Annotated in this window: 25 protein-coding genes; 13 read left to right on the top strand and 12 right to left on the bottom strand. The window is 53.3% G+C overall.

Annotated elements, in window-relative coordinates; genetic code table 11:
* Positions 1-34: 34 nt before the first annotated feature.
* From QOM08_RS28805 to QOM08_RS28765, 9 genes are all read left to right on the top strand, one after another.
* Positions 35-484 (top strand): type II toxin-antitoxin system PemK/MazF family toxin, encoded by a 450-nt coding sequence (locus QOM08_RS28805; protein WP_083182116.1) that lies wholly within the window; start codon positions 35-37, stop codon positions 482-484.
* A gap of 359 nt (positions 485-843) precedes the next feature.
* The gene (locus tag QOM08_RS28800; protein ID WP_083182115.1) at positions 844-1,119 is read left to right on the top strand and encodes an RNA-binding protein; all 276 of its coding nucleotides are present in this window, start codon (positions 844-846) and stop codon (positions 1,117-1,119) included.
* A 12-nt stretch (positions 1,120-1,131) separates the two neighbouring features.
* Positions 1,132-1,482 carry a hypothetical protein gene (locus tag QOM08_RS28795; RefSeq protein WP_316913297.1) on the top strand — a complete coding sequence of 117 codons (351 nt, stop codon included), beginning with the start codon at positions 1,132-1,134 and terminating at the stop codon, positions 1,480-1,482.
* 58 nt (positions 1,483-1,540) lie between these two features.
* Complete coding sequence (locus QOM08_RS28790) at positions 1,541-2,389, top strand: N-6 DNA methylase (protein WP_316913296.1); 849 nt, start codon at positions 1,541-1,543, stop codon at positions 2,387-2,389.
* Positions 2,390-2,536: 147 nt separating this feature from the next.
* Positions 2,537-2,926: a hypothetical protein gene (locus QOM08_RS28785; protein WP_316913295.1), complete on the top strand. Its 390-nt coding sequence runs from the start codon at positions 2,537-2,539 to the stop codon at positions 2,924-2,926.
* Positions 2,927-2,951: 25 nt separating this feature from the next.
* On the top strand, positions 2,952-3,629 hold the full coding sequence (locus QOM08_RS28780) for a GNAT family N-acetyltransferase (protein WP_316913294.1): 678 nt from the start codon (positions 2,952-2,954) through the stop codon (positions 3,627-3,629).
* Positions 3,630-3,689: 60 nt separating this feature from the next.
* Positions 3,690-4,445 carry a metallophosphoesterase gene (locus QOM08_RS28775; protein ID WP_316913293.1) on the top strand — a complete coding sequence of 252 codons (756 nt, stop codon included), beginning with the start codon at positions 3,690-3,692 and terminating at the stop codon, positions 4,443-4,445.
* A gap of 334 nt (positions 4,446-4,779) precedes the next feature.
* Positions 4,780-5,187 (top strand): hypothetical protein, encoded by a 408-nt coding sequence (locus QOM08_RS28770; RefSeq protein WP_316913292.1) that lies wholly within the window; start codon positions 4,780-4,782, stop codon positions 5,185-5,187.
* A complete protein-coding gene (locus tag QOM08_RS28765) occupies positions 5,184-6,443 on the top strand; it encodes a tyrosine-type recombinase/integrase (RefSeq protein ID WP_316913291.1) in 1,260 nt (419 codons plus the stop codon). Before QOM08_RS28770 ends, QOM08_RS28765 begins: the two co-directional genes overlap by 4 nt.
* Positions 6,444-6,543: 100 nt before the next feature.
* Here QOM08_RS28765 and QOM08_RS28760 read toward each other — a convergent pair whose 3' ends face one another.
* The 9 genes from QOM08_RS28760 to QOM08_RS28720 all read right to left on the bottom strand — a co-directional run bounded on the left by QOM08_RS28760 (position 6,544) and on the right by QOM08_RS28720 (position 15,479).
* Complete coding sequence (locus QOM08_RS28760; protein ID WP_316913290.1) at positions 6,544-7,842, bottom strand: hypothetical protein; 1,299 nt, start codon at positions 7,840-7,842, stop codon at positions 6,544-6,546.
* Positions 7,843-7,907: 65 nt separating this feature from the next.
* Complete coding sequence (locus QOM08_RS28755; protein ID WP_316913289.1) at positions 7,908-8,393, bottom strand: hypothetical protein; 486 nt, start codon at positions 8,391-8,393, stop codon at positions 7,908-7,910.
* Between the two features lie 144 nt (positions 8,394-8,537).
* On the bottom strand, positions 8,538-8,897 hold the full coding sequence (locus QOM08_RS28750; RefSeq protein WP_316913288.1) for a histone-like nucleoid-structuring protein, MvaT/MvaU family: 360 nt from the start codon (positions 8,895-8,897) through the stop codon (positions 8,538-8,540).
* A 187-nt stretch (positions 8,898-9,084) separates the two neighbouring features.
* On the bottom strand, positions 9,085-9,699 hold the full coding sequence (locus QOM08_RS28745) for a hypothetical protein (protein WP_316913287.1): 615 nt from the start codon (positions 9,697-9,699) through the stop codon (positions 9,085-9,087).
* Positions 9,700-9,763: 64 nt separating this feature from the next.
* Complete coding sequence (locus tag QOM08_RS28740; RefSeq protein WP_316913286.1) at positions 9,764-10,753, bottom strand: hypothetical protein; 990 nt, start codon at positions 10,751-10,753, stop codon at positions 9,764-9,766.
* Between the two features lie 1,219 nt (positions 10,754-11,972).
* Entirely contained in the window at positions 11,973-12,293 is a 321-nt protein-coding gene (locus QOM08_RS28735) for a hypothetical protein (RefSeq protein ID WP_083182104.1), read from the bottom strand.
* Positions 12,294-12,404: 111 nt separating this feature from the next.
* Positions 12,405-13,433, bottom strand: coding sequence for a ParB/RepB/Spo0J family partition protein (locus tag QOM08_RS28730; protein WP_316913285.1), 1,029 nt, complete (start codon positions 13,431-13,433; stop codon positions 12,405-12,407).
* Between the two features lie 230 nt (positions 13,434-13,663).
* Positions 13,664-14,797: an AAA family ATPase gene (locus QOM08_RS28725; RefSeq protein WP_316913284.1), complete on the bottom strand. Its 1,134-nt coding sequence runs from the start codon at positions 14,795-14,797 to the stop codon at positions 13,664-13,666.
* Positions 14,798-14,999: 202 nt separating this feature from the next.
* Positions 15,000-15,479 (bottom strand): hypothetical protein, encoded by a 480-nt coding sequence (locus QOM08_RS28720; protein ID WP_316913283.1) that lies wholly within the window; start codon positions 15,477-15,479, stop codon positions 15,000-15,002.
* Between the two features lie 1,049 nt (positions 15,480-16,528).
* Between QOM08_RS28720 and QOM08_RS28715 the strand changes: the two genes are divergently transcribed.
* Complete coding sequence (locus tag QOM08_RS28715; RefSeq protein ID WP_316913282.1) at positions 16,529-17,395, top strand: replication initiation protein; 867 nt, start codon at positions 16,529-16,531, stop codon at positions 17,393-17,395.
* Between the two features lie 165 nt (positions 17,396-17,560).
* Here the strand turns inward: QOM08_RS28715 and QOM08_RS28710 are convergent, their stop codons facing one another.
* Together QOM08_RS28710 and QOM08_RS28705 are read right to left on the bottom strand one after the other, a co-directional pair.
* Complete coding sequence (locus QOM08_RS28710; RefSeq protein ID WP_316913281.1) at positions 17,561-17,902, bottom strand: hypothetical protein; 342 nt, start codon at positions 17,900-17,902, stop codon at positions 17,561-17,563.
* Positions 17,903-18,008: 106 nt separating this feature from the next.
* Entirely contained in the window at positions 18,009-18,323 is a 315-nt protein-coding gene (locus QOM08_RS28705) for a hypothetical protein (RefSeq protein WP_316913280.1), read from the bottom strand.
* A gap of 146 nt (positions 18,324-18,469) precedes the next feature.
* Between QOM08_RS28705 and QOM08_RS28700 the strand changes: the two genes are divergently transcribed.
* From QOM08_RS28700 to QOM08_RS28690, 3 genes are all read left to right on the top strand, one after another.
* Entirely contained in the window at positions 18,470-19,972 is a 1,503-nt protein-coding gene (locus tag QOM08_RS28700) for a UvrD-helicase domain-containing protein (protein ID WP_316913279.1), read from the top strand.
* An 844-nt stretch (positions 19,973-20,816) separates the two neighbouring features.
* On the top strand, positions 20,817-21,788 hold the full coding sequence (locus QOM08_RS28695; RefSeq protein WP_316913278.1) for a DNA replication terminus site-binding protein: 972 nt from the start codon (positions 20,817-20,819) through the stop codon (positions 21,786-21,788).
* Positions 21,789-21,975: 187 nt separating this feature from the next.
* On the top strand, positions 21,976-22,251 hold the full coding sequence (locus QOM08_RS28690; protein ID WP_316913277.1) for a hypothetical protein: 276 nt from the start codon (positions 21,976-21,978) through the stop codon (positions 22,249-22,251).
* Between the two features lie 163 nt (positions 22,252-22,414).
* Here QOM08_RS28690 and QOM08_RS28685 read toward each other — a convergent pair whose 3' ends face one another.
* Entirely contained in the window at positions 22,415-23,383 is a 969-nt protein-coding gene (locus QOM08_RS28685) for an endonuclease (RefSeq protein ID WP_316913276.1), read from the bottom strand.
* Positions 23,384-23,455 lie beyond the last annotated feature (72 nt).

The following is a 23,455-nucleotide window of genomic DNA, read 5'->3' as shown; positions in this document are numbered from 1 at the left end:
CAGTCTGGCAGCGATCCAGCTTTAAGGACGATTGATGGCTATTAATTTTGAACCCAAGATAGGGCAGATCTTGGAATGCAATTACGGCGATTATCAGTACGATGAAAACGGCGTCATAGTTTTCAAGAACTATGACTATCGCTTGAAGCCCGAAATGATAAAAAACCGGTTGGTTGTTGTGCTCAACGCGCGCATCGACCCAAATGCCTGCATTGTCGTGCCGCTATCGACAACAAAGGACATGGGCAAACTCAGCCGCGGGCTACACGTCGAGCTGGGGAGCGACCTGATTGACGAGCTACCGTACTTCAAGCAACAGACCAGGTGGGCCAAAGCGGACCTCGTTGAGCAGGTCAGCAAACAGCGCCTATTCAAGCCCAGGGCGATGCGTGGTCATCTTGAGCAGTTGCTATCGCGAGAGGTCGTTACCCTGATTCAGACAGCAGTGATTAAGGCCGTCAACGCTGGTGGATTGCTGAAATAGCCTAGGTCAAATGCTTACTGAATAGTTGACATAAGTGTCAGCTGTGCCTATTATTTGCCACGTAGCCCTTGAGGCACTTGAGTTTTATCCCCCTAGAGGGACCTGCAAAGCCCGGTTAATCACCGGGCTTTTGCCTTTCTGAGATACCCTCTCCCCTTCTCTACTCCCCTTCCTTCAGAGGTTGCCGCTGGGCGTCACATCCCAACCAGGCAGCATCGGCTTTCTCCAACCGCACATCCTACGCTTATCAGGTAGCCACCAGCATTCCATCCCACCTGCTATGCGCTTGGGTTGTGCCTGGCAAATGGGATAATCGGAGCCTAGATTGCACTCGACCGCTCTGAAAAGGAACCCTATCCATGCGTACCCTGGTACTGCCGCTCAAAGGCGAGTATTTCGACGCGATCAAGGCCGGGCTCAAGCCGGAAGAATTCCGGGCTGCCACGCCCTATTGGCGACGGCGTTTGGAAGGACAGAGCTTCGACCAGATAGAGCTGACACGGGGCTATCCGAAGCGCGGAGACGATGCACGAAGACATGTGCTGCCCTGGAAGGGCTATCGCTTGGCGACAATCATTCATCCACACTTCGGTGCAGATCCAGTCGAGGTTTTCGCCATTGATGTGTCGCGCTAAGGAAGCGGTTCAGTGAATCCGATCAAGCAGCATTTCCGACTGAAAAAACCCTGTGCGAATTGCCCTTTCCTGAAGGAGGGAGCCATTCCGTTAAGCCGCGGGCGCTTGGAGGGGATTATTTCTACCCTGATCGAGGATGATCACTCGAGTTTCCAGTGCCACAAGACCGTGCATTCAAAACGGGGTGGCAACTGGGACGATGAGGGGAACTATGAACCTTCGGGGCACGAGTCGATGTGCGCTGGAGCTGCGGCATATCTCATGAAGAAAGGCAGGCCGACCGTGGGCATGCGATTTGCCTTCGCCACTGGCGATGCGGCCCCCAGCGACTGGGATTCAGTGAGAGAAGACGTGATCGACTGACTTCTTGGGTTCTCATCGCTACGGGTTAGGTTCGTTGCAACCTTCCCGATAGCATCTGATGAGCACCATGGCCAGATCAAGAATCGCACACGCAAAGACCGAATCCGCGAGCCCGGCAGAACACCGCAAAAAACTTATTCGCCTGCTCAACGCAAACAGCCATCGCCATCACTTGTGGGATGTGTTTGCGGACTTCTGCGAAATGGGCGCGCTAGCGATGAGCAACAGCGTGGACCTGGCCCAGCGTAATGAGCGTGAAAAACGCTACATGAGCGTCATTAAGAAGTATGAGCCGAGCGAGGTGCATCGGTTTCCCCAGATGCTCGCCGAACTCACCATGGCAATGGAGTATGGGCCTGACGATGTGCTTGGCCAGGTATTCGGCGAGCTGGAGCTGGGGAATAGCTCAAGAGGGCAGTTTTTCACCCCTTACCCAGTCTGCAAGCTCATGGCCTCACAACTCTTTGGGGATGGTGCAGATCTGAGCAAGCGAATAGATGAGCGAGGCTTTATAACAATCAACGAACCAGCATGCGGTGCGGGAGCTATGGTGATCGCGATCGCCGAAGCGTTGGGAGACAAAGGCTTCAACTACCAGCGCTGCCTCCATGTGACTGCGCAGGATGTCGACACCCGCGCAGTTCATATGACCTACCTCCAGCTCAGCCTTCTGCACATTCCCGCAATTCTGATCCTCGGTAACACGCTGGCGCTGGAAGAGCGGGAACTGTGGTACACGCCGGCACACGTTATGGGTCTATGGAGCGCCAGGCTAACCCGCCACCAAGCCATGGCCAGTGAGATCACCAATCCTCCAGATGAAAATACTACGCCCGTACTGCTCCGGGACTTGGCCGCTCTCACTGCGCCCCCCTCAACCAGTGGCCAACAAATCGCACTGTTCTGATGAGGATTGCTGGCGGAAATGTCTCCGACACACCGGCGGAAGATACAGCGCCCTGCTCCCGCCCAAGGCAGTAAATGCACCGACTTGAGTTGGCATTTTCTACCGCGCTGGCATGCTTATTCGACAAACATCACAGGAACTTCATTTATGCACAGATTGTTCATCTACGCCCTTGTTGGCCTCTCGCTGGCCGGCTGCGATTCGTCGCGAGATTCGGGGGCCGCAGCCGGTACCGGTGCTGTCGAGTACGAGCGCACTCTGCGCTACAGCAAAGCAGATGACGGATCGAAGGTGATTCAAGCTATTCGCATCACGAACGGCCAGCGAGCTACCGACACGGCAGCGGGGAAGGACGCGGTGCAAAGCAGGGGAGGATTCATGAATCAGGTCGCCTTCAAAGACTGTGGCCGGGTGAACTTTGCCAGCACAGGGCCTGGCGTGGGCGTTCTGCAAGGCATCCATACCGGGCGCGGAATGACTGATAAATGCAAAATCCGTAACTGGGATGGTCAGTGGCATATTGTTGAAAACAAGTAATCGAAGCGAACACAAAGGAGCAGTAATGGACGTTGTTACAATCAAAAATCTTAAAACACTTGGTGATTCGCAGAAAAAAGAAATTCTGCGCATAGCTGAGAGCTATAGCCAAGATTTGGTCAACCGACCAATAAACGCTGCCCACCCAATGTTCGGCGTAATCCGTGCGTGGATGTTGACTGACATTCAACTTCAACTAGATCCGGCAATTAGCCTGATGATCAATTCAGAAGTTGTAATCGCCATGAACACCGCATCCAATGTTTTAGGATTCATGATCCTGACCCGCGCAATCGACTCCCCAACTGCTTGCGGGATCAATTACATCTGCGTCGATTCTGATTACCGCAATCAAGGAGTTATGACAATGATGATTGCAAGCCTTAAACCGCGCTTCTCCGATATAGCGCTTAGTTGCTTCCCAAAACTCGTTGAGGTGTACGAGAAGATCGGATTCGTAATGTGCGAGGCCCAAGGGGCTCAAGTCGCTATGCGAATTGGCGGTTCCTACAATATGAACGTCATAGATCCACACTACCTGAACAAGCAAAGTGCCGTTTCGCTGGAAGCTCAACGCTTGATTAGCGAACTTGGCCCGGAACAAGCTGTTGCTATCAACGATGAGTATGACGCTGAAACAAAGCGCATATCTCAAGAGGTTGCATCCTTCGTTGAGCAGCGCAAAAAACAAGCATCCATCTAGGCGCTATCCGTTCCGAAAATGGTCTGTACTCCAGGTATTCCAGCGTTTCGCGAGCCTATTATGATGCCCAAAGCTTCTCATCATTCTGCAATTCATGACCCGACCAGCGTGAGTGCCAATGGTTACTACGCCAAGTATGGAGCTAATATTTTTGGGCGTGATTTCGTCGTTGGTGATATTCATGGTGAATTCAGCAAGCTATCGAAACTTTTATCTTCGGTAGAATTTAACGAAAATTCGGACAGACTATTTTCGGTAGGTGACTTGGTTGATAGAGGGGCAGAGTCACGCCAGGTTGATCACTGGTTAAAAAAGCCTTGGTTCAAGCCCGTTATGGGGAATCATGACTACTGGTGTGTCGAAGGCGGACTGGACACCGAACCAGCTGGACACCGGAAGTACGGTGGAGAATGGTTCTATTCCCTTACCTCCGAAGAGCAGAAGTACATAGGCCTTGCTTTACATGGTCTACCCGTCGCTATTCAGGTTGAAGGTCGCAACGGCGAAAAGTTTGGAATTGTTCATGCTGAATGCACATGCCTAAGTTGGTCGCGCTTCGAGGAGGCTCTGACTGGTGAGCTAGGCGACTCTTATAGGAACTACCACGCAACGGAGGCTATGTGGCGTAGATCCCGCCATGTAAATCAAACAACAATACCTGTTGCAGGTATTGACAGGATCTATGTAGGTCACACGAAAGTTCCTGCCGTCATTGATTTAGGGAATGTTCGATACATTGATACTGGTGGCGTTTTTGAAGATGGGCTATTGACCATGGTTGAAATTGGCGGCTCGGAAGCCATCCACTCAATCTGATCGGGCAACGACCAGCCCGAGAATTCAGTCCTCCTGCCGGGTGGTCGATCCCCCTTCTCCCCCTCCCCAAACCTCTCCTGGTCCAGTTGCTCACGCACTCGACGCCGGCGACTGTCGGCGGTCGGTCTCCTCTCCTTCCTGGAAGGGGCTTTCTGCTCGGCAGTAACTGTGGGCTATGATGTGGTACGTATTATTTGGGTTTCCTAGAATCCCTTATAGCCTCAGGCCTGTAGCCGTTTTGTATGGGGATACCTTATCCTCCTACATTCCGGCGAGATCTGGCGCGATTGCAGCATCAGCGCCTGCGAACAAACGAGCCGCGAGGAACACCGTAGTGCAAAACCATGCTTCGAATGAGCACGCTCAAAACGAGCCTATTTCAGGTGAGATTTACCACGTCACGCCAACCCATAATCTTGACTCCATCTTCCGTGACGGTTTACGGCCGCAGACTGGACCTCGCTCCGCGCTACTCGGTGAGGCCAAGGAAATGGTCTATTTCTTTGGGTCGATGCTGGCAGTTGAAGACGCACTCAGTAACTGGCTGGGTGAAGCGCTCGATGACGAGCCTGGAGCGATTTCCGTTCTCGCCGTCGATCGCTCCGGTTTACACCTCGTTTCAGATGGTGGGTACGAGCTTGCGTGCCCTCACCTCATTCGGCCGGAGAACATTTCTCTCGCTTTTCAGGATGACGTGCCGGCAGATGAAAAGAGCGGCCCGGAGACCGGGGGTACCTCATGAGCAAACTAACCCCTAAGTTCGTCAAGGATGTCGACCAGCCCGGCTCCTACCAGGACGGCCGAGGGTTGATTCTCCGTGTATCAGCTACCCTGCGGAAAAGCTGGGTCTTTCGCTATATGCTGGCAAAACAACGGCACGATCTTGCCCTGGGGACATTCCCTGCCTTGAGCCTCAGAGACGCAAGACTGGAGGCTGACAAGTACCGACTCGATATCGCCCGTGGCGTCGATCCGGTCGCTGAGCGCGTGAAGGCCAAAGCTGCCAAAGCCTCGCGAGCAACAACGAGCCACACATTTCGGGCGTCGGCAGAAAGGTACATACGCACGCATTCGTCGAGCTGGTCCAAGAAACACCACCAGCAATGGCAGAATTCCCTCACGAAGCATGTCTACCCTGTCATAGGCGGATTTCGGATAGCCGAGGTCGACACGGACGATATCCTGGATGTGCTAACGCCGATCTGGAGCAAGATCCCCGTCACGGCGAACCGCGTCCGGAATCGCATAGAGCTCGTGCTCGATGCAGCCAAGGCACTGAAGCTTCGGCAAGGTGAAAACCCCGCACGGTGGCGTGGTCATCTCGACAAGCTCTTGCCCAAGCAATCGCATACGGTAGTCCCCTTCCCGTCTCCGACACCTTCACGCACTGCCGAGCTGTTGGCCAGGCTCGATTCCCTGGATGGAGCAGCAGCTCGTGCTGTTGAATTCGCAATTCTGACTGCGACCCGTAACCAAGAGGTGAGCGGGGCCCAGTGGCCGGAAATAGATTGGGAGGAGAAAGTCTGGTACATCCCAGCAGAACGCATGAAAGCGGGCAAGGCTCACCGGGTACCCCTTACGGAGCAAATGCTCGAGGTGCTACGGCAGCAGATCGGAAAGCATGACAAATGGATATTTCTCAACTCCTGGCGAACAGGCCCTATTCCCGGCAATGCCATGGCAAGAGTGCTCGATCAGCTCCAGGTCGATGGCGTCGTACCGCATGGGTTCAGATCTACTTTTCGGACGTGGGCCGCGGAAGAAACCGATCACCAGCGAGAGGTTTGCGAAATGGCTCTCGCGCATACCCTCAACAGTAAGGTTGAAGCAGCTTATAACCGCGGCGACTTGCTGGATAAGCGTCGCGCCCTGATGAAGGATTGGGGGGACTTTCTTGTCGTTAACGCTCCCCAGGTGAACGGTGAGGTATCGGATCTGGTTTCGGAGCTTGCCCCTGATGCTGGGTCAGATCTGGCCAAGGTTCAGCCGGCCGCTTGACCACCGAGGTGAGGGCGCTCTGCCAGAAGCGCCCTAACAACAACCAATTTTGCCTGAACTTTTCCCCCTCCCTCGCAGTTCCTATATTTCGCAGGTGCGATCAGAATGGAAGTTTCTGCTCCACCACCATAGCTGTGGCGTTGTACTTCCTGCCGATCCGGAATGTGTCCCCCATGGTCGTAATGGGACGACCACGGAGATCCGTTGCCTTCTTGTCATCAGCCAGGAAGCGCATGGCATCGGCAATCCGGTGCGCGAGCTTGCCGATCGCCTGGTTGTACCCGTCGGCACTTCGGCCGGTCTCCAGGGCAGCATCCAAGGTTGCGCCATGCAACAGGGCGTCGGCCACCCACTCACCGACCTCTTTGGCCGTTTCGTGGTCGTTCTTGCTGTCTGCTAACTTGCCGAGCAGGTAGAACAGGAAGTCCTCGTCTCGGTTTGCCGACCAACCGTTGATGAAGCGGCACTCCATCTGGAACACGTCGAACAGCGAGTAGAGGGTGCCATCCGACAGCATGGACAGTTCTGGGTAGAAAGCTCGCAGCTGCGGGAATTCTTCTTCCCCGTACTCCGGCACCTCATCTGTCGGGTCGTTCAGCGTTTCCAGGCGCAGGCCGGCAGCCTGGGCCCAGACTTCTGCAGCTCGTTCTTGAGCATGCTTGGCGGCATGAGCGATATCGCCACGCCACTTCGCTTCAGTTTCCTTCACGGCGTTGAACATCACCTCCGAGACTGGCTCAAAGCCCGCCTCGAACTCGACGTTACCCAGCGCCGTGTAGACCCAGCCGGCAGGCTCCGTCGCTTCCCGGATTGCTGGCCGGGCCGGCAGCAGCGCCAGATCCAGGGGATCGCGTAGCGTCATCGGCTGCCCGCGATAGGCGAAGTCACCACTACCAGGGAGAACACCACCCACCAGGAGGTTGGCGAACGCGGCTTTCACGTCGCCCTCGTCCTGGTAATCCCCCGGCAGTCGAGCATTGAAGGGGCGGTGCAGGATTAAGCGGCCAATCGCTCGAGATTCAAGGGTGGCTGTGTCCATGGACGCAAGAGTTTCCGTTTGGTAGGGAACCGGCACTACTCCCCAGGCCTCGACGGCTTCCTTGGCAGAAACAGTTGCTTCGGCAATCAAGCTGAGAGCCAGTTCTTCGACCGTTAAGCTGCGGGCCATCTCTTGCAGCGGTGCATGCGGCTGTTCCTTCTGGCGCTCTTTCACCAGCTGCACCAGCTTGTCGAAGACGAAGACCGACCCATCCTTGACCAGGTAGGTTGCGTTCGGGACGCCAGACACCTTTCGCAATTCTTCCTTCAGCGTTTCATTCAGTCCTCCGAAAAAGTTGCTGTACTCGTCCACAACCAGCATCCGCGGCCGCTCAGGTTTAACGTTGTTGTCGTCAGACATGACTCAATTCCTTTCCAATGCCTCAATGAGCATAAACGGTGACCAGTCACTCGCCGAGCAACAATTCACTCGCTGGCTTGGCCGAAAGAGGTGCCTCGAATATTGTTGGCCTCGTCGCAGATCCGGGCAACCTCCAGCATGGCTTTCAGAGCTCGCTCCTCCGTCTCCCTTGTGGCGAATGCAATCATGAACCCATGCAGCAGGCCTGCGATCATTGCCCCACTGTCCGGAACGTTACGGTTCCCGGCCACGGTGGTAAATTGCTCCAGGAGGGGAGCTGGTGCCTTCAGTAGAAATTCCCGGCCGAGGGCTTTCCCGATGCTTGCAGCATGGACACATTGATGAGCCAACGCCTCTTCAGGCGACATAGGTGTACCGTCATGATGCTCGAATGACGGCTTTACATGGTTTCGACCATGCACGCCGGCGGCAATGCTTTCAGCTCCCTGACGGATCTTCTCAACTGCAAGACTTGCTGTGCTGAAGTCTGTTTGCACTTCATCCATAACCGTGGCCAACAGGCGTTCATCGGCGTTTTCAGTGTTATCCATTTAGTCCTCCGTTGATAGTTATTTACCTCCATTTCAAGTTCCCACTCAATTGAAAAATCCCAAGCTCCTGGCGGGCAAACAACACTGACAAAAAAGGCCGGGATCACCGGCCTTGTTTTTTTGGAGATCAGCGGAAGCGCCAACTCACTGGGTTCGCCAAGTCTCCACTACATCAGCGCCATGCTCTTGCTTCCACTCCTTGAGCGTCTTGTGGTTGCCGCCCTTGGTCTCAACCAGCTCACCGGTGTTGGGGTTGCGGTAGATCTTCACTGCTCGTGGTGCACGAGATTTGCCAGGGTGATGGGGAATCTGCTTGCGATAGTCCGGGTCAAGAATCGCGATCATGTCACGCAGGTTCTTGCCATACTCAGACATCAAGGCCCGCAGCTTTTTCTCGAACTCCATCTCCTTCAAAAGCGCTTCATTCCCGCTCAGTTTCTCCAGTCGTTCCTGAAGCTCCTTGATGGCTTCCTCTGTGGCTCGGTACTCGGTGATGAGGGACATCTTGTCTCCTTGGTTTGGGTTTCATTGCTCTTAGCCGTGGCGGCCCGCGCCAGGCTTGATAGGACTGCTGGTTAAATCATGCCTGCCGATGCAACGAATGCATAGCCTGCAAGGAATCCGGCGGAAGGCCAGAAGGCATAAAACTGAAGGTTGGTGAACAGTTTCTTGGTCATAGCATCCAGGAGGGCTAAGCCTCCTCCTCCAAACGGTTGATTTCGGCAATTACGCCCTGCATGTTTTCGATCGCAATTTCGGCGGCTTTCCGAGCCTTGCCGAATAGTGACTCCTTTCCTTCAAGCAGGGTGTCGAGGCGGTTGTTCTCGCGCCGGAGCTGCTTAGCAATGGCGTCAAAGTCTTCACCCTCGAGAGGTTTCTTGCCCTGGAGCTTGAGTTCCATAGCTTCGGACTGCTTCAACATCAATTCACGAACAACAGTACGTTGTGTCGCGCTTTGCTCGTCGAAGCCATTTATGCTTTCAAAGACCTTCACGGCTGCTTTCACACTAGACAAGGCTTTGGTGCCTACTTCAGACTTCCCAGCCGTGGGCTGAGTGGCTGCCTGTTCAGTATTCACTCCAGATGCCACATTGCTGTGTGCGGAAGCGCTGCTACCGACCTGGCCGCCGGCTTCAGCTGTCTTCTCTTCGACAGAACCTTCAGCGAGCTGATGAGACACAATCCCGGCACGCTCCTGGGCCTCGTTCCGAGCATCTGCATCATCAGTCGCAGCTGCAACCGCACCCTCGCCGGTGAAGAGGTTCGGGCCAAAATCCATTACTGTGTCGTCCTGAGGTGTTTGCATGCGGGGTACTCCTTTCTGTTCGGGCTTTTACCTATGAAATCACCCTTCCAGAAAATCCCAACCCTCACGCCTCATCAGCATATTTTGCCTGCATTTTCGCCCTCACCCGACCTTCTATCCTCTTGGCTACGTCCACAACAAATGCAAGGAACTGAAGATCCAGCCCCTCCTCAACCTCATTCATGATGTCGTCGGCAACGCCCTCGGCTTCTCGGCCAAATTGCATTCCAGCATCAGCCATTTCGAACAGGAGCTGAGCCGCGGGCTTTCTTTCAGAGGTATAGAAAACGTCCGATTCTTGATCAATCGCAGCTATTTGATTTACTGGCGCATCAGGTGCTGATACGCCATCTTCACCTTCATCATCGTCAAGCGGTACCGGCGGAGGCAGGAGATCTTTTTTATCTGAGGGTGGAAGTGGCTTATCGGTCTTCGCAGGTTTCGATCTGCCCTCCTCCCTCATGTCCTTCGCGACCTTTCGAATCGCCTTAGGTCCGCGGCTGCACAATTCTTGCTGTGCTTTTTTATCCAGCTTAGCAACCTGTTCCGCCGCGGATACGCTTACTTCGCCGGCCTTGACAGCATCCAGCAGCTCCGGGGTGCCGTCTCGGACAACTTTGCATGCAGAAGACACAGAGCGAGGACTTATACCCAGGACTTTGGCTGCCTCCTCAATTGCCATCTTCGCCGCTTCAAGCTCCTGCCCGCCTGCCTTCTCCAGGTCGACCGTGATAGCGCTGCTCCCACGCAATGAGGACAGCTCGGCAGCGATCAATGCCCGTTGAGCCACTGTGAGCTGCCGTCGATAGAGGTTCAGAGAGAGGACATACCCCAGAGCATCATCCCCTGTGTATTCCTCTATTCGGGGCTCGATCAGCAGATCCTTGCAAACGCGATATCGGTTACGACCGTCAAGGATCTTTCCTTCATAGAGAACGATCGAGGCACGCTGTCCGTTGACATCAATATCCTCAAGCAGGGCTTCGTAGTCATCTCCGATGATTAGCGGAAATAGCTGAGCGTAATCGTGAAACTCAAGATCATAGCTTTGCATAAGCAGCTTCTCGTTCCTGTTTATCCAAGAACGATACGTCGAAGACGTGCACAAATGACGCTTTTTCAGGTCGTTTTTACGTCTGAATTCGCGATCAATTGTCGCTACCCTAGGCTCAATATTCACTCAAAAAAAACCCTGCCGTATAAGCAGGGGTTAGTGTTCTAGAGAAGCTAATACAACAAATTAAATCAAAATTAAATCTTCTCTTGAAGTTGGCTTATTAGCTCTTCGAGAGCTGCTTGATCCGGTTTTGTGTCAACAAATCTAAGCGATTTGTCTGAAAGGACTTCCATGACACCCCATTTCAATTCATGCAAATCCTGGCCCGGCTCTGGTGGCGTTTCCCAGTAGGGAAAGCTTCTGACTACATGGGGCGGCATCTTTGTGATCATGGCTGAATCTCGGTATTTTCTGTCAAGGCAAAGGCTGCATGCTAATCAGTGTATAGATATACAGTTCCGCATCACTACACAGAAACGGCGTCAAAAGGTCGTCATTTTTAAGCTCGTAAACTGGTCGCAGAACGGCAAAACCTATAAAAAATTGTCTCATAGCACAGCATAAGCTAGGGCCATGTCTACAGCAAACATTAGGCCATCACAGACCATTTAAGGCGTAATTAGTTTCGTTGAATTGATGCTTTGAGTTTTCTGCCCGGCGTAAGCTCGATCCTTTACACAAGAAAGGCGATCAGGCTGGTGGAAGCATAGATTACTGCGGGGATCTATGTAGATCATTTCCCGACCGGAGCCTGGGATGCTCCGGGACAGCCTTCTTTGAGCTTCCCTGCTAGGCCTGCGGCCTCCTGGCCTACTCTCTGCGCGCACTAGGGCAACAGAGTAACGAATGAGCTGGAGGGTCAATTGCGATTCGTGCAAAAGGATGCGCTTGTGCGATTCCTTGAGGTCAACTTCACTCGCCCAGATTTCGGAGCAAAGCACCGACGCTGGTTCATCCGCACTCACTCACTGACACCTTTGGCCCGAGCCAACCTTGCCTGCGCACCTCGTCCATCGCCGCTTCCAACTCAGGGATAGAGGATATGTCGCAAGATATCGTTGGCTTTTTTCCAACGCGGTCAGTTGGCAACTGCAATATCACCTGTTCCGGATCGCTCAGTGACACTTGGAACTTTACGCTCGGAAGCCCGCTGAAGGTGATGCTCGCCTTCGTTTGGTTCACCTCAGCTGTGGCCTGTCTCACCTCACCTTCGTGCTCATACGCCAGTGAGATACGGTGTCTGGTTGAATTGCTCATAGATAATCCCTGGAGCTTGGTCCACGCAAATTTGCGTAACGCTTAATGCTTTGTTTTGAGCCCGCGCCTCGCCGCGGATGAATCGATCTTCGCTGCTCAACATGTGAATCCGAGCGGGAGCTGAACACTTCAGCCAGTGCTCTGAAATCACCGAAAACAGCTCAATACGGCTCAGGCCGAGCAGGTGCTCAGGCTCAATCTTCGACAGCTGTGCGAGAGCGGTGAATCGTGTCTGCGGTTGCACCACTCTGTGTTCTGGTTGCGCGACTGCGGTTGCCATATGTCCTTATCTCGTAGTCTAAAAACCATATTCTGTCATGGCACATCGCCTTCGTGTGCACGTTTTCTAACCAATTTAGCGCCTGAAATATTTGGTTACAGTTATTGATTCTCATTCACTGACGATAAGAGAGCGATCGATGGTCTTCAAAAAGGCCTCAAACTGCTCAGCCAACCTCTTCGCGTCGACAGTTTTCTCACATCGGAGCTCTACCTTTTTACCGTCTACCCGGACCTTGCCGATTCCACTTATCTCTTTATCAGTGAACTTGCTCGGCGATTTTTGCTGATCACGCGAGGCGATTTCCTTCGCTACCCACCTCAGAGCATGCTCCTGAGTCCATTGCTCATCTCGCATAGCCGTCACGGCTTTCAGAAGTAGTTGGGGCTCTTTACTGCTGAACTCAATAAAATCCTTCGCCCGCTTTCCACCGATGAGTCCTGGATTTGTGTCCAAAATGGCTTTCACTTCATTAGGAAGATCCATCAGCAATAGGCATCTGCTCACTATAGAGTGATTGACTCCTAACCGGCGGCCCAGGGCTCTGACCGATGGCTCACCTCCAGAGGCCAAGATCTTTGCGTATGATTTACCTCGTTCGTACTCCGTGAGGGCTTCTTGGCCTTCGTTGTCCGTCAGGGCAAGGATCTGCGCCAAAGCGTCGTCCATTTCTCGGACGTATGACGTAATGGTTTCCCGCCCCAGCAATTTGTGAGCACGCCATCTGCGCTCACCGCCAACCAGCTCATAAATGCCACCACCTATCGGCCTGACAGTGACCGGCTTGGCCAGGCCAACAGAAGCGATCGAATTTGCAAGGTCTTCGATAGCTGTCTCGCTGAATGCCAGACGTGGCTGGAATGGCGATACCCGTATTTTGGTCGTGCGGATTTCGGCTATGACACCGTTCGGGGCTCCCGTTTCAAGAACATTTCCGGACACTTTGGCCTGGCCATTCTCGACCTCGGTGGCTGCTACCGCTTGTTCAGCAACGGGCTCATTGACCTGTTGCTGAGCAAGCATTTCCTTAACCGAAACTCTTAAATTGGGTTCTGGCAATTCTGCCGGCTTCCTTTTGACGCCTGACATCCAGGTAGGCGCATCTTTTGGCTTCCCTGGAAAATCCTCTGACTTAGCCATGATTTCTCCTTCAATTAACCGCTGTAACGTGGAGCGCATCTAACTCTGGGCCTGCTGATGATCTCAAGTGGTGCTCCGAGCACCGGGTCAGGCTCAACCACCGAGTGGTGCTCTGAGCACCAGTCAGGCTCAACCACCGAGTGGTGCTCCGAGCACCAGTCAGGCTCAACAGCCGAGTGGTGCTCCGAGCACCAGTGGGCTCAACAGCCAAGTGGTGCTCCGAGCACCAGTCACTGAGATGCAAACTCCCGGACCTTTTGGAGTGCTTCGCTAAAAACTGAGCGCATAGAGTCGATCGTTTTGTTGGTAGCGCCTTTCCATACGATCAGAGGAATTCCCTGATCGAGCGCCTTACCATAATCTTCTGAGTAATAGAGCTTTTCCTCAGCAACCCGACCAGGGAAGAGATCGTTCAGAACAACAAGGTTATTCAGAATTCGTTTACGGTTCCTGATGAACATGGTCGGGATTGCGAGAACGACAGGGGAGCGACGGTATGCCTTGGCAAATCGAACCATCCATTCATTCAACCGCATAAGGGCGCGGAAAGAGAATTTATCCATACGAACAGGGCAGATAACAAAGTCGCTAGCGACGATTGAGTTTTTTGTGAGCCGAGAAGCGGTAGGGGCATTGTCAAAAAGGATCACGTCATAGGCTGACGTATCAATACCGGGAATCTCTCCAGTCCTGGCTCGCTCCAGCCAGTCTGCATACCAGAAATCCATATTGTTCTCGGCGTCTAAAGCAACAACAAGATCCTCGAGGTACGCGTCAGCTGGGATGAGATGGGGGCCGTTCTCCCCGAATGGTTTTTTGATGACTTGATCAAAAGACAATGGCTCGAATTGTCGACCTCTCAGCTCTGGGCTAAGAAGATTCCCTAGATTGCCCTCAACATAGCGCTCTGGAGGAATTCCCATCGATTCAAGGTCAGACCTTGCCAAGTCTGGGTCATACCCCAGCTCGCTCGACGAGTCGCCCTGGGGATCGTTATCAATGATAAGAATCCGGAGTCCTTGCATCTGAAGGTAGATTGCCAGGTTGACTGTTACGGTCGTTTTCCCTGTGCCTCCCTTGGGAACGAAGGTTGAAATCACAACCTGCCGTGGTAGCCCCTTTGCTTGACCTTTCGCTCTGCGGATCGCTGCGATATCGAAAATATCACTCAGGGTGTAAGCCCGAGTTGGGACAGTGCCGCGAGCAATGCGGCGAATTTCCAGCCCGTTTTCATCCTCAATGTCTTGAAGACGACGGGTTGTCAATCCAAAACAATCGGCTGCAAATTTTGGGGGGTAGAGGAGGGTGGAGAAATCCGTGAAATAGACGGATTCCTCTTCAAACTGCTCGCTTGGCTGCTGCATGACGATCCCTGCATTGTTGAATACAGGTGGATCATAATACGTTAAGGCGCTTTTTCAAGGAAAATCATGGTACACGTGGGATTTTAGCCTATGAAACCGAACTGGAAACGGCATTTCTGATCTCGCAGTTCGGCTTAGATTGGGTATTTTGTAGATTAAACCCGAACTCATTTTTAGTTTAATCGAGAGTCCAGGTCAGCGTTCAGGCGTACTGTTTTTGGGCGTCATTGCGTGCGCGTTTGAAATCCGCGCTGATGTAGTTGACTGTGAATTGGGCATCCATAGGGTGTGATTCGATAACTACTTCTGTTGATCCGGACAAGAAAGTTACGTTTTCAAAGCCATGGGAGGATTCATCACTGCTGATCTTAAGCTGGCTTCTCATGCCTTCCAGTACTTCGCCCAGATGGAGTTTGTCAGCTCTCACCGTAGCTACATCCAAGACCCCATCAGCGTTGAAAGCCAGCTGAATGTCAGTGACACCATCGAGGTTGACCTCCCACTCGGAAAGATTCAGTACCGGCCCACCGGTATAGGAGGTACCTATGTTGTCGATGATTGTGTACTGCTGCTGGACGTCCAAGATCGTTGTGACGCCTACAGTCAGGCTTACCGGCTCCGGCGCTATGACAGCCATGCTGAGCAGATAAGCTGCGACGCCCGCGAAAGCGGCAGTATTCATTGGGTTCCTCCAGGTCATATTCGGATGGGATCATTTTCTCCTCGCCGACCTGGTGGGTGTGCTGCTTTCGAACCGAATTGTCGTCGGAAAAACAGCCATCGGATTTTGAGTGTGCTTTTGGCTTTTCAACCCTCAGAAAAATTGGCTTTTCCGTTTTAAAAGCCTTTTAACTGTTTTTCTCTTGTTGTTCTCTTGTTTTTAGAGAGCTGGAGCCCTTGTATTACGTGGCCTCCAGAGGATCATCGACTACAAATTCCGGCATTGCGACTACAGATTCCGGCTTTGCGACTATGGATTACGGCTGAAACGACTACAGATTCCGGCTATGACGACTACAGATTCCGGCCGTTATCCACAGGCCTGACGGAGGCCCTGGGCTGTGTCTAACGACTACAGATTCCGGCTGCCGAATGCTGCACCTAACACGAGTTTGAGTTTTTATGGCTCGATTTCAAGCAATTTTATGTTCTGAATTTGCTTGAATGGCCTTTTTTTTATTGAAAATCCGAATAACTCATTGTTTTTTAAAGATATTTTTAATTTTACGTCGCTTTTTTGGCGGTTTTCACTGGTTTGCCCTGTCTGTGTTGGGATTCGCCAATAAATAGTCTTTCAGCTCCACAGCTGGACCTATCGACTACAGATTACGGCTATTTTCACAGGCATCAGCTCGATGCGACTACAGATTACGGCTGTGCGTGAACGAGTATGACCAGGCAGTTTTGCTGCCATATCTACGGTATCGACTACAAATTACGGCTGTGGATCAAAGGTTTTCCACGCTATCGACTACAGATTACGGCTGAGGATCGAAGGTGTATCACGCTATCGACTACAGATTCCGGCTGTTCTACGGCCGAACGGACATCAATCGACTACAAATTACGGCTACTGCCTATCGACTACAGATTCATCAAGTGTCTTGAGATCGGATGAGGTGGTGGGCTGCAAGGCCCATTTTTACAGGGGTCTAGAGCCTAACCAACTCCTGGGTATCGACTACAGCGTAATCTATCTGTAGGGTTCCGTTACTACTCGTGGGGCCAAACATGTCCAATTTACCCAAACCAGCCAAGCCGGAACCTAAGCCGCTCCGGGTTACGAAATCAAATACGCTGATTACCGCGTCGTATCGGCTGACGCTCAACGAGCAGCGATTGATCCTCGCGGCTATCAGTAAACTCGACCCAAGAAGGCCTATGCCGAAAAAGGTGTCTGTCTCGGCCGCGGACTATTCGGATATCTACGGCGTCCAGCTCAGGCATGCCTATGAGCAGATGAAAGTGGCTGCTGATGAGCTGTACGAGCGCGATATTAAGACCTTTGACGGGTCTGGCATGGAGCGGAAGCGTTGGGTCGATCGGGCCAAGTATTTGGATGGTGAAGGTCGCGTTGAGTTGTCGTTCACCATCCATGTCATGCCCTATCTCACGATGCTGTATAGCAAAGTGACTAGCTATGATCTTCGGCGGGTTGCCTGCCTGGACTCAAGCCATTCGTTCCGGCTGTTTGAGATGCTGATGCAGTTTCGGAAGACAGGATGGGCCTACATTGAGGTCGAATCCTTGCGGGTTGCCCTCGGATTGTCGGATGCCTATCAACGTTTCAACAACCTCCGCCAGAGAGTCATAGATCCGGCAGTTGCAGAGCTGAAGAGTAAGAGCAACCTGGATGTCAGCTATGAGCTGAAGAGGGAAGGGCGGAAGGTGATCGCAATCAAATTCACCTTTTGTGACGTCGCACAGCTCCCGCTTAATCTGGAACTCGACCCTGAAGATCTTCCCCCTCTTCCTGAGTTTGACCCCGCGGAAGATAGCGAATGGCTGGCCACTCAGCCGTTGGGTGAGTTGGCGGAAGCTCAGGAAGCTGGGCTGCTGTTCACTGTTTCGGCAGAGGAAGAAGAGCAACCAGAATAGCATGCGTCGTCATCTGACGACCGTTTGTGCCTTTTCTAGCAGGGTTCCCCGCGACTTTAAGTACCAGCCAGGCGCACCAGTCGTCATTTGCTGTCCTTTTGGTGCCGATTCCATAACAAAAACCCGCCTTGTTGGCGGGTTGGATTGGTCTGGGCAGGTAAATGCTCAGTAACTAGGTACAAGCGTAAAGAGGCTTCGCCTCCATTGGCATACATCCTCGCTTGATGCTCGCCCTGCGATTTTGAGCGCGTCGAAGACGCTTAAAGCAAACGACATTGCGGCCTGATCATCTTCGTGAAGGTCGACAATTACGACAGGAAACTGGTCGCCGTCATCAGCATCTGGTGTTGCTATTGCGACTGTCTGAATTCCCCAGGTGATGCCGTCATCGTATGGCTCTACAACAAACCGCTTAAGCCGTCGAATCATGCCGTCGCGAATCATCTGAATCAAATCGGTGCAGACCGGCTCCGATTGGCGCTGCTGGAAAAGTTGGATGGCTGTCATAAGCTACGGCTCCCTTTATCTGTATTCATCCTGCCAGCAGTGTCGAAAATCCCAAATGGCCTACCCAGGGCCCTGTTTGGCTTCGATTTGCCGGGTAACCCTAGCATTATTTTTTCCCCTGGTTGGGCGTGCTACTTCCCGCACCAGGAACTGGAATCTCAACGAGGGAGGGCGTGGCTATGCAAAATGCTGTTTGCACCCCAGACACATCACCTTCCCAGCACTCGCACTCGGCATCCCAGCCTTCACGATCAAACTCAAAGATTGTCCCGAGATCAACAGTCCCTTCCAGGTTGATGTACGCCCCGCTCAAGGTTCCGCCGATCAAAACCGCGTAGCAATCGTCGCTGATTTTCAATGCTTTCCCTGGATTGGCTTCAAGAAGATGCCGATAGGAGGAAAGGGTCTCGTCGTAAGTCATGGTTGCTGCTCTGATTCCGGGTTTGAGAAGACATTGCCAGCTATCCAGGAATACCCAAATGTTCTGGAGAGTAGAGCTATCAGTCCCGCTTGGGTTTGTACGTGACTATGCAACCATGGAGGCATATCAGAACGGAGATCCAAGGCATGAAATTCACCCACGAACAGGAACCGGCGATTAACTCGTTGGCCCGTATCGTCAAGCTGGTGGCTTTTGCTGGAACAGGGAAGACAACCACGCTTGTTGGCTATGCCAAGGCTCGGCCTCAATGCCGTTTGCTCTACCTCTGCTACAACAAGAGCGTCGAGATTGCTGCCAAGCAAAAGTTTCCGCCGAACGTGACGTGCAAAACAGCCCACGGCTTGGCTTATGCGTCGATCGGATCGAAGTACAAACACAAGCTCACAAGCAATCTGCGCCTGACCGACATCGCGAGAGTTATCGGCTCACAGAACTGGGAGATGGTGCGCAGCGTGCAAGAAACACTGAACAATTATCTGGCCAGCGCTGATGACGACATCGAGCTGTGTCATTGCCCCGCCAGTAAGCTCAAAACGGACCGAATGAAGCGCGCCGCCGGCAGCATCGTAGAAGGAGCCAGGCAACTTTGGTTGCAAATGTGCGACATCCATAACCAGGCTGCCAATCTGACGCACGATGGGTACCTCAAGCTCTGGGCTCTCTCGAAGCCAAACTTGCGGGACCGTTATGATATTGCGCTTGGAGATGAGGCACAGGATATCAATCCAGTGATTGCAGGTGTGCTTGCGCAGCAGGCGGCATACGGTATGGGTGTAGTCGTTTGTGGTGATGGCCACCAAATGCTTTATCGCTTCAGGGGGGCCGTCGACGCTCTCAATGCGACCTGGCTCGAGAAAGCGGAAGTCCATTACCTCACTCAGTCGTTTCGGTTTGGGTCTGCCGTTGCGCACGTCGCCAACATGGTTCTCGCGTTCAAGGGTGAATCCCGCCAACTGGCTGGGCTGGGTGGCGAGACTCGTGTTTCAAAAGCGCTACCGGCTGACCTTGAACATCGCACCGTACTCTGCCGGACGGTGGTTGGAGTGATCGAGACGGCTCTGGCCAATGTTGAGACGGGTGCAAAGATCTACTGGGTTGGGGGGATCGAGGGCTACAACCTTCAGGATCTTGAAGACCTACATGCGCTATCGAAGGGGTGGCGTGACCGAGTGAAGGGGAAAAAACTCCTCCAGGAATATCCTGATTATGATCTCTACAAGCAGATCGCCGATGAAAGCCAAGACCCTGAGATGAACCGCTCGATCAAGATCATCGAGCAGTACAGCGCGGATCTCCCGGAGTTGTTTGCCAAGCTGCGGCGCAATGCTGTCGCCGATGAGCTTGAAGCCACCATCACTCTCAGCACTGCGCATCGTTCGAAGGGCTTGGAATGGGATGCTGTGCAACTTGCTGAGGACTTCACTTTCGACCCCTTCAATCCGGACAACGAAAAGGAATCATGGATCGATGAAATGAACCTCCTTTACGTCGCGTGTACCCGTGCTATGCGGATTCTGGCTGTCAACTCGACAATGTTGGCGATCATGAAAGAGTTCGTCGACCGGCGTGACGGCCGCAAGCCAAATACCCCGATGGTTTTCAGAAAGAAACAGGCGGATGCCGCATAGCGCTCCTCGATCATCTGCTTGGGTTCTCCAGGGCTCGCATTAGGATCGGATCTGATCACTAGGGTGCAGATGGAGCAAAGATGAGTCGGAGAAAGCCAACCCAGCGCGATCTGGACCTGCTCGCGATGCCGAGCATTGCTAGCCAGCTACCTGTTCGTTTTGACAACAAAACAGTCTGGGATGAGTTAGTAGGTGAGTGCCGCGGCTGCAACCAAGCCATCCCTGACGAGCATCTTAGGGGAACTGTCACCCGGCCGTCCCAGCGGTGTTTCACGATAGAAGCAAGTGGCTACTGCGCAGAATGCAAGAGCATCACCAGGTTCCTACTTCGCTTTCATGATGATTTGACAGCTTCAGGCCCTATGAACGGGGTTTGGCAGACATGGAAACCGATGCGCAAAGGCGTCCTCAGTCGGCTGTTCCAACTCTTGAACCCAACCCGCTAATCACAGGAGATATTCTCATGTCCATTTCAACCGACCAGGCAGCCTCGCTTCAGCAATTGCGGGACAAAGGTTATGTAGTTTTGCTCGTAGAGCCGAGCGAAACTGAACACATAAGTCGAGAAAGGTTGGAGAGCCGTTTGCGGGCCGACGTTGCGGATCACATTGAGGATCTGCTGTCTCTTGAGGCAGTCCGAAGTCGTTGAGCTGACAGGTAGAAAAAAAGCCCGTTCCGAACGGGTTTTTTTATGGGCGGAATTTGGGATACTCGATAATACCACCCCTTCAATCGCGAGATCGCTTTCGCACCCTCGGCGTCGTTCCATGTTAAACAGGAGCGGAGGGGGAGGAGGGCATGCGGCATAGCCGTAGTGAAGGGGTGGTATTATGAGGAATGCTAGATGACTGACGCAATCGTCTCCGCTTACAAACGGTTGGTCGAAACGGTTGGGGCTTTCAATGAGAAGTGGCCCGCCTTGGTTGTAGGCGGAATGATTTGGCGCATCCCGCTGCTCGCTGAACAGAGGACGCCTTCTCGAATCAACGTCCAGGTACTGACAGGCACTGACGCGATCGATGCCGCGGTAGAAGCGTTACGCGAATTCGAGCGCGATCTTGGCCAGGCTCCGGGTACCGTGCTTCGGTTGCCGGGGTACTTTATCCTCTCCGGATCGATACTTGACGAGGGTAGGGCGGTGAATCGCTGCAAGAGCGAGCTTGTGGATGCGATCGAGGCCGAGCGAGTGTTTCGCAACGTTGCCGTAAGCCGCCGCTCTAACATCATGCGCCAGGCCCTGGGGAAAAACTTCTCTCTAAATCAACTGAAACGCGCAGTTCAGGTTTTTGACGCGGCCCCAAGACAGATCACATTCACCTGGGCCGGCCACACCTCAGGTAAAGAGCGTGTCACTGTTGGCCACGTCCGGGAGGTGCTACTTGCCGAGGCACATGAAAGATCCGTGGCCACCGGCGAGCCGGTGGAGAATAGCCCCCAGTGGATCGATCTACGCAGCATCGCAAACATGGCTGAAACCGACCTTCTAGATGTCCCAAAGCCTATCGCTCCGCATCCACGGGCCATGCTTTGGTTTTCCGAGCGAAGCCGGTATGACGCAATGCTGCATGCCAACCTCCCATTCTTCGTACTCGATGGGAAGCCAGCTGCAAAAGTCGTTGGCCTCAAGGACTTCGATAGCGACTCAAGATCAGCAAAACGGCCTGACATAAAGCACCGGTTGCCGGCACTCCCTGGTGGGCGCTTTTTCGTAGCCTCATCCACTTCGGACCCAGATGCTGAGGAGCCCGGCGAGCCAGAGAAACCCGAGGTGCTATCGACGTACCGAGAGTCGATAAAAGGCATTTCTGGTCGCTAGTATATCCTTAAATATCAGCCTCTTAGACTTCTTATAATCTTTGTTATGTTAAATTCGTTAGCTACCTAATAATTAGGGTGCGATTATTGCCGCATCATGCGCTGAGCTGTTCAAGTCACTCGTGAACGGCGTACGCTCCTCTGAGGTCGCTTGCATTCCGTAAGCCACCAAAATGGAGAAAGAGAAGATGATGATTGATGGCGTAGAGAAACGAATCGAAGCCGGCGTGAATACGGCTCTGGACATGGTTGAGGTATTGGTTGCGGCTGGCCAGCCCCTCAAATCTGCGATTGCCACCTCACGGATACTCACGATGGAAGTTGTCCGGGAGTCTCTGGCAAAGAACCTGGCAAACAAAAGCGGCTCAGTGATTACTCATACCTTGGCCACGACGCCGGCCCAACCTGATCCGGTACCGCCAAAGCAGGCCGCAAAACCGAAACAGCACCAGACAGTTGATTGATCATTGAGGTCGGCCGGGAGATCTTTGTGATACACCCGGCCGTGCCTGCGATACCAGCTTCCTCACCTCACGCTTGCTGTAGCCACCGCAGAGCCTCCAGGGGCAGGAAAAGGTTCAGGTAAGCCCCAGTACTACAAAACTGCATATCAGCCCCGCACGCCCCCTATCGGCAGTTTCCGGCCCGTTTAAAACCCGCAGCTTCAGCGTCCGCAGCGCTGGAAAACTCTACCCGGTTGCGCGTTCCGACCTTTCCATAGCTCGGACAGCCCACTGGTAGGTGGTAAACATTACTATTGCGGTTGCCAATCACCGGCGAGATCGAGCTGGAGGTGTATCCACCAGCTACCTGGTGCTGGACAGACTCGCTCCGAATGGTCTGTGCCATCGTTCCGGCTCCCGTCACTCGCATCCCGAGACTCCAAGAACGCTCACCTGTTACGAATGGATTGCTGTGCCCCATTATTCGGGCAATCCGCCGGTCACGCTCCTGTTCCCACTCGGTCACCGGGTATTGACGATCCCAGGCCATCAGCAACTGCTGCTGTGCCTTGGACATCGACAGCCCGTAACGGTCGTGCATGTAGAAATAGATGCGAGCAACAGCACCCTTTACCTGGTCGCGAGGCTCTGTGACCCGCTGCTGGAAATCTGTTCTGGTCGGGCAAGCGCCGTACTGCTTTGGCGTTGAGGGTAAAACGCCATAGCGAAAGTTGCTGCGATCAGCGTTCACCTCGCCGACGCTCACATCAAGGTTGTGCATGTCGGCTTCCATTTCCCGAAAAACCGCATCGGTATCAACGCAATTTTTGCGCCCGCCGTTCTGCCAACATTGCCGTTGGCTACCAAAGGCGTATGCCGGCAACACGTGCTCCCATTCGATGCGCTGGGCGCGGTTTTCCTGAGCGCGCACTTCGTACCCGCATGAGGCGAAGTCGACACGTCCCCCTGATCGCCCTACCCACTTCCAGCTGCACCCGCAGTAGAGGTCGCCGGTTTCGCTGGTATTGCGGTCGTAATAGACCTTCTGGCGCAGCTCAACCTTCGCTTGCTCGAAGGTCAAAGGTGCTGAGGCAGAAGCGAAGTGGGACGTGGCCATCAGCACGGCCGTACACATCATGAGGATGGATTTCACGGTTGCTCCTTAAAAGGTGGTTTTCAGCTATTCGAGGTAAAAAAAACCCAAGCAAAGCCTGGGTTTGTGTGC

Origin of the sequence: Pseudomonas sp. P105, assembly GCF_032614175.1 — a bacterium.
Lineage (GTDB): Bacteria > Pseudomonadota > Gammaproteobacteria > Pseudomonadales > Pseudomonadaceae > Aquipseudomonas > Aquipseudomonas rhizophila.
The sequence above is the reverse complement of the archived record's forward strand: the minus strand, read 5'-3'. Positions and strand labels throughout refer to the sequence as shown.

What these genes read in the sequence shown, in the direction of transcription:
- QOM08_RS28695 (WP_316913278.1), top strand. Translation starts at nt 20,817, where the DNA reads ATGACTGACGCAATCGTCTCCGCTTACAAACGGTTGGTCGAAACGGTT.
- QOM08_RS28780 (WP_316913294.1), top strand. Translation starts at nt 2,952, where the DNA reads ATGGACGTTGTTACAATCAAAAATCTTAAAACACTTGGTGATTCGCAG.
- QOM08_RS28765 (WP_316913291.1), top strand. Translation starts at nt 5,184, where the DNA reads ATGAGCAAACTAACCCCTAAGTTCGTCAAGGATGTCGACCAGCCCGGC.
- QOM08_RS28755 (WP_316913289.1), bottom strand. Translation starts at nt 8,393, where the DNA reads ATGGATAACACTGAAAACGCCGATGAACGCCTGTTGGCCACGGTTATG.
- QOM08_RS28730 (WP_316913285.1), bottom strand. Translation starts at nt 13,433, where the DNA reads ATGGCTAAGTCAGAGGATTTTCCAGGGAAGCCAAAAGATGCGCCTACC.
- QOM08_RS28725 (WP_316913284.1), bottom strand. Translation starts at nt 14,797, where the DNA reads ATGCAGCAGCCAAGCGAGCAGTTTGAAGAGGAATCCGTCTATTTCACG.
- QOM08_RS28750 (WP_316913288.1), bottom strand. Translation starts at nt 8,897, where the DNA reads ATGTCCCTCATCACCGAGTACCGAGCCACAGAGGAAGCCATCAAGGAG.
- QOM08_RS28710 (WP_316913281.1), bottom strand. Translation starts at nt 17,902, where the DNA reads ATGACAGCCATCCAACTTTTCCAGCAGCGCCAATCGGAGCCGGTCTGC.
- QOM08_RS28785 (WP_316913295.1), top strand. Translation starts at nt 2,537, where the DNA reads ATGCACAGATTGTTCATCTACGCCCTTGTTGGCCTCTCGCTGGCCGGC.
- QOM08_RS28720 (WP_316913283.1), bottom strand. Translation starts at nt 15,479, where the DNA reads ATGAATACTGCCGCTTTCGCGGGCGTCGCAGCTTATCTGCTCAGCATG.
- QOM08_RS28715 (WP_316913282.1), top strand. Translation starts at nt 16,529, where the DNA reads ATGTCCAATTTACCCAAACCAGCCAAGCCGGAACCTAAGCCGCTCCGG.
- QOM08_RS28790 (WP_316913296.1), top strand. Translation starts at nt 1,541, where the DNA reads ATGAGCACCATGGCCAGATCAAGAATCGCACACGCAAAGACCGAATCC.
- QOM08_RS28745 (WP_316913287.1), bottom strand. Translation starts at nt 9,699, where the DNA reads ATGCAAACACCTCAGGACGACACAGTAATGGATTTTGGCCCGAACCTC.
- QOM08_RS28760 (WP_316913290.1), bottom strand. Translation starts at nt 7,842, where the DNA reads ATGTCTGACGACAACAACGTTAAACCTGAGCGGCCGCGGATGCTGGTT.
- QOM08_RS28700 (WP_316913279.1), top strand. Translation starts at nt 18,470, where the DNA reads ATGAAATTCACCCACGAACAGGAACCGGCGATTAACTCGTTGGCCCGT.
- QOM08_RS28690 (WP_316913277.1), top strand. Translation starts at nt 21,976, where the DNA reads ATGATGATTGATGGCGTAGAGAAACGAATCGAAGCCGGCGTGAATACG.
- QOM08_RS28740 (WP_316913286.1), bottom strand. Translation starts at nt 10,753, where the DNA reads ATGCAAAGCTATGATCTTGAGTTTCACGATTACGCTCAGCTATTTCCG.
- QOM08_RS28805 (WP_083182116.1), top strand. Translation starts at nt 35, where the DNA reads ATGGCTATTAATTTTGAACCCAAGATAGGGCAGATCTTGGAATGCAAT.
- QOM08_RS28800 (WP_083182115.1), top strand. Translation starts at nt 844, where the DNA reads ATGCGTACCCTGGTACTGCCGCTCAAAGGCGAGTATTTCGACGCGATC.
- QOM08_RS28775 (WP_316913293.1), top strand. Translation starts at nt 3,690, where the DNA reads ATGATGCCCAAAGCTTCTCATCATTCTGCAATTCATGACCCGACCAGC.
- QOM08_RS28735 (WP_083182104.1), bottom strand. Translation starts at nt 12,293, where the DNA reads ATGGCAACCGCAGTCGCGCAACCAGAACACAGAGTGGTGCAACCGCAG.
- QOM08_RS28705 (WP_316913280.1), bottom strand. Translation starts at nt 18,323, where the DNA reads ATGACTTACGACGAGACCCTTTCCTCCTATCGGCATCTTCTTGAAGCC.